The organism is Streptomyces sp. NPDC059853, from assembly GCF_042731495.1.
In the GTDB taxonomy this organism is placed as follows: Bacteria; Actinomycetota; Actinomycetes; order Streptomycetales; family Streptomycetaceae; genus Streptomyces.
Window position 1 is genome coordinate 1 of the sequence record NZ_JBHWJL010000345.1, and the last position, 5,027, is coordinate 5,027.

The 5,027-nt window shown below is 77.1% G+C and carries 1 protein-coding gene; it reads left to right on the forward strand.

Annotation, left to right across the window (positions count from 1 at the left end):
* Positions 1–5,027 (forward strand): amino acid adenylation domain-containing protein (locus ACFV5N_RS24540; RefSeq protein WP_385603774.1); only part of this gene is annotated, 5,027 nt, incomplete at both ends.

The following is a 5,027-nucleotide window of genomic DNA, read 5'->3' on the forward strand; positions in this document are numbered from 1 at the left end:
CCAGGCGCACCTCACCCTCACCCGCCCCGACACCCTCACCGCCTACCTCACCACCGCCTCCGGGCAGGCCCCCGGCACCACCGCGCTCCGCGCCTGGCTCGCCGCCCGGCTGCCCGAGTACGCCATCCCGCACCACTTCGTCCACCTCACCCGTCTCCCCCTCACCCCCCAGGGCAAGATCGATGTCCGCGGTCTCCCGGCGCCACCCACCGGCCGGCCGGAGCTGGCCGTCGGGTACGCGGAGCCGCTGCCGGGGCGGGAGGCGGCGCTGGCCGCCGTGTGGCGTGGGGTGCTGGGCACCGAACGGATCGGCCGGCACGACTCGTTCTTCGACCTCGGCGGCGACTCCATCCGCGCCATCCGCGTGCTCGGCCGGGCCCGGGAGGCCGGGTTGCGGTTCGGGATGCCGGATCTGCTGGAGCGCCCGACCGTCGCGCGGCTGGCGGAGGTGACGGAGGTGGCCGCGCCCACCGCCGTACCGCAGGAGCGGGAGGACGACGGTGCGTTCACGCTGCTCCCGCCGGAGGACCGGGACAGGCTGCCGGACGGGCTCGACGACGCCTACCCGATGGCCGAACTCCAGGTCGGCATGGTCTACGAGATGGAGTCGGACCCCGACCGGCTGCCGTATCTGAACGTCGAGACGCTGCGGCTGCCCGGGGAGTTCGACGAGGCGGACTTCCGGCAGGCCGTCGCGCTGGCGGTGGCCCGGCACCCGGCGCTGCGGACCTCGTTCGACCTCACCGGGTACAGCGAACCGGTGCAGCTGGTGCACCGGGCGGCCGAGGTACCGCTCACGGTGACCGACCTGCGGGAGCTGGACGAGGGGGACCGGCGGGCCGCCCTGGTGGCGTACATCGAGGGCGAGCGGCGGCGCCCGTTCGTGCTGGAGTCGGCGCCGCTGTGGCGGATGGCCGTGCACGTCCTCGGTGACGCCGCGTTCCAGTGGACCATCACCGAGCACCACGCCGTCCTGGACGGGTGGAGTCTCGCCTCCACCCTCACCGAGATCCACGCCCTCTACCGGGAGCTGCGCGTCGGCCGCCTCCCGCGTCCGGTACCGCCGCGTTCGCGCTACCGCGACTTCGTGGCCGCCGAGCGAGCGGCGCTCGCCTCCCCCGTGCACCGGGAGTTCTGGCACCGGCTGCTGGCCGACCGGTCCGAGGCGCGGTTGCCGCGCCGGACGGCCGGGCTGTCGCCGGTGCCGCTCGGGGAGCACGTGGTGGGCGAGAGCCATGAGCGCGACGCGGCGGCCGGGCACGGGGTGCTGAGCACGCCGCTGCCGTCGGCGATGTCGGCGCGGCTGGACGCGGTGGCGCGGCGCTGCGGGGTGCCGTTCAAGTCGGTGGTCCTGGCGGCGCATCTGCGGGCGGTGGGGCTGGCCACCGGGACCCCGGACGTGCTGGTGGGGCTGACGGCCAACGGCCGGCTGGAGGAGCCCGACGGCGAGGAGGTCCGGGGCCTGTTCCTGAACACGGTGCCGCTGCGGCTGCGTCTCCCGGCGGGCAGCTGGGCCGATCTGGTGCGGGCCGTATTCGCCGCCGAACGCGCGCTGCTGCCGCACCGGCGGTATCCGATGGCGGCGCTGCGCCGCGAGCTGGGGTCCGGTCCCCTGTTCGACGCGACGTTCACGTACAACCACTTCCACCAGTTCGGCGCGCTGGCCGAGGAGGTCGCGCACAGCGAGGCGGCGGAGCAGGACGTCGCGGGGACGGGGCGCACCGACTTCGTGCTGGGGGTGACGGTCAGCCGGGAAGCCGGTTCCGGCACACTGCGGCTGGAGCTGGAGTACGACGCGCGGCGGCTGACCGCCGATCAGGTGACGGTCGTGCGGGACTACCATCTGCGGGCGCTGCGGGCACTGGCCGCCGATCCGGACGCCCCGCACGGGGAGGCGGTGCTGCTGGGGGCGGCGGAGCGCGAGTTGCTGGCCTCCTGGAGCGGTACGGGGGCGGAGCGGGACGAGGCCCGGGTGCCGGTGCCCGTGCTGCTGCGGTCCCGGGCGCTGAGCGACCCGGAGGCGGTGGCGCTGGAGGACGGCGCGCGGCGGGTGACGTACGCCGAACTGGAGGCGGACAGCGCGCGGCTGGCGCGGCGGCTGCGGCGGGCGGGTGTCGGCCGGGGTGACCTGGTGGGGATCTGTCTGCCCGCCGGGCGGGGCGCGGTGACGGCGCTGTGGGCCGTCTGGCGGGCGGGTGCGGCGTTCGTGCCGCTGGACCCGGAGCTGCCGCCGGGCCGGCTGCGGGTGATGGCGCGGGACGCCCGGCCGGTGGTGCTGGTGACCGAGGGCGCCGGTCGCGGCGCCGGGCCGGTTCCGGGGGGCTTTCCGACGCTGCGGTGGGACGGGCCGGAGGGGGACGGCGGGGCGGGGTCCGGCCTGCCGGAGGAGGACGGCGGGGCGGGGTCCGGCCTGCCGGAGGACACGGCCGTCGCCGGAGGGGATCTGGCGTATGTGATGTACACCTCCGGCACGTCGGGCGCGCCCAAGGGGGTGGCCGTGGAGCACGGGTCGCTGGCCCACTACGCCTGCGCGCTGCTGCTGCCCCGGCTGCGGGCGGTGGCGCCGGGCGGGGAGCGGCTGCGGGTGGCGCTGGGGACCTCCGCGTTCCTCTCGGACTTCTTCCTGGAGCAGGTGCTGGCCCTGCTGGACGGCCACACCCTGCTGGTGCTGCCGGGTGCCGAGGGCCGCGACCCGCGGCGGCTGGTGGCACTGGCCCAGGACGCCGGGCGGGCGGCCGGGGTGGTCGGGGTCACCACGGCGCAGGCGCAGGTGCTGGTGGAGGCGGGGCTCCTGGACGCGCCGCATCCGCCGCGGCTGGTGACGCTGGGCGGCGAGGCGTGTCCGCCGGATCTGTGGGCGGCGCTGGCCGCGCGTCCGGGGACGGTGGTGCTCAACACCTACGGTCCGACCGAGACGACGGTGGATGTGACGGCGGTGCGGGTGACGGAGCATCCGGTGCCGGTGATCGGCCGCCCGCTGGGCGGGGTGCGGGTGCGGGTGCTGGACGCGGCGCTGCGCGAGGTGCCGCCGGGCGGCACGGGTGAGCTGTGTCTGGGCGGTCCGGCGCCGGCCCGGGGCTACCGGGGGCGGCCGGAGCTGACGGCCGCCGCGTTCGTGCCCGACCCGTGGGGTCCGCCGGGGTCGCGGATGTACCGGACGGGTGATCTGGTGCGGTTCACGGCGGGCGGGCTGCTGGAGTTCGTGGGCCGGGTGGACGGGCAGCTGAAGATCTCGGGCCAGCGGGTGGAGCCGGCGGAGATCGAGGCGCTGCTGCGCTCCCATCCGGCGGTGGCGGCCGCGGCGGTCACCGCGCACCGGGACGGCGGGGCGCCGGGCGCCCGGACCACACTGGTGGCGCATGTGGTGCCGGCCGGGGAGGCGACGGCGGGTGCGGAGGCCGGTGGCGGGGAGCTGACGGCGTATCTGGCCGACCGGCTCCCGGCCGCCGCGGTCCCCGCGGTGCTGCGGACGGTCCCGGCGCTGCCGCTGACCCCCGGCGGCAAGGTGGACCGGGCGGCGCTGCGGCGCGCGGCGGGTACGCCGACTGCGGCGCGGCTGCGCGGTGGTCCGCCGGTGACGCGGACGCAGCGGCGGGTGGCGGCCGTGTGGTGCGAGGTGCTGGGGCTGCCCGAGGTGGGGATCGAGGACGACTTCGTGGCGCTGGGCGGGCACTCGCTGCTGGCAGTCCGGCTGGTGATGCGGCTGGGTACGGAGTTCGGGGTCCGGGTGCGGCTGCACGAGGTGTTCGAGCGGCCGACGGTGGCCGCGATGGCCCGGCGGCTGGAGGAATCCGCCGGGGAGGCGGGGGCTGCGGGCGGCCGGATCGTGCGGGCCGCGCGGACGCCGGGCGAGCCGCTGCCCGCCTCGTACGCGCAGGAGCGGCTGTGGTTCCTGTGGCAGCTGGCGCCGGACAGCGCGACGTACCACGTGACGTGGGCGCGCGATGTCGGAGGCCCGCTGGACGTGGCGCGGCTGGGGGCCGCGGTGGACGCGCTGATCGGCCGGTTCGAGGCGCTGCGCACCACCGTGGACACGGACGCGGACGGTGCCGTGGTGCAGCGGATCGGTCCGCCCTGGCGGTGCGGTCTGGCCGCCGTGGAGTGCCCGGCGGGCGAGGTGGCGGAGCGGCTGGACGCGCTGGTGGCCGAGCCGTTCGATCTGACCCGGGGCCCGCTGCTGCGGGTGCGGGTGTGGCGGACCGGGCCGGGGCGGCACACGCTGGCGTTCGTGGCGCACCATGTGGCGCTGGACGCCTGGTCGCTGGAGGTGTTCGAGCGCGAGCTGTGGGCGCTGTACCGGTCGGGTGGCACGGTCGCGGCGGCCGGGCTCCCGGAGCTGACGGCCGACTACGCGGACTACGCGCGCTGGCAGCGTGAGGTGCTGGCGGAGCGGGGCGGCGCGGAGCGGGCGTACTGGACGCGGGCGCTGGCGGGCGCGGTGGGCACGGTGCCGGAGCCGGACCGGCCGGTCCCCGAGCGGCCGGGGCCAGCGGGTGACCGGCGCGAGGCGCGGGTCCCGGCCGAGGCGGTGGCGTGGCTGACGGAGTTGCGCCGCTCCACCGGCAGTACGGCGTTCATGGCGCTGCTGGCGGTGTACACGCTCCATGTGGCACGGCACGCGGGCAGCCGGGACGTGACGGTGGGGACGCCGGTGTCGGGGCGGTCGCACCCGGACACCGCGCCGCTGGTCGGGTTCTTCGTCAACACGCTGGCGCTGCGGGTGCGGATCGACCCGGACGCGGACTTCGCCGCCCATCTGGCGCGGGTGCGGGCCGTGGTGCTGGAGGCGTTCGCGCACCAGGAGCTGCCGTTCGAGCAGGTGGTGCGGGCGGTGCGGCCGGAGCGGGAGGCGGGCGGCAATCCGCTGTTCCGGACGATGTTCACGCACGTACCGGCGGCGCGGGCGGAGCGGCCCGACGCCGGGGCCCCGCCGGAGCTGCGGCTGACGGACCGGCTGCTGCCGCCGGGCGGCGCCCACTTCGATCTGTCGCTGGAGGTGACCGAGGAGGCGGCAGGCGGGCTGGGGC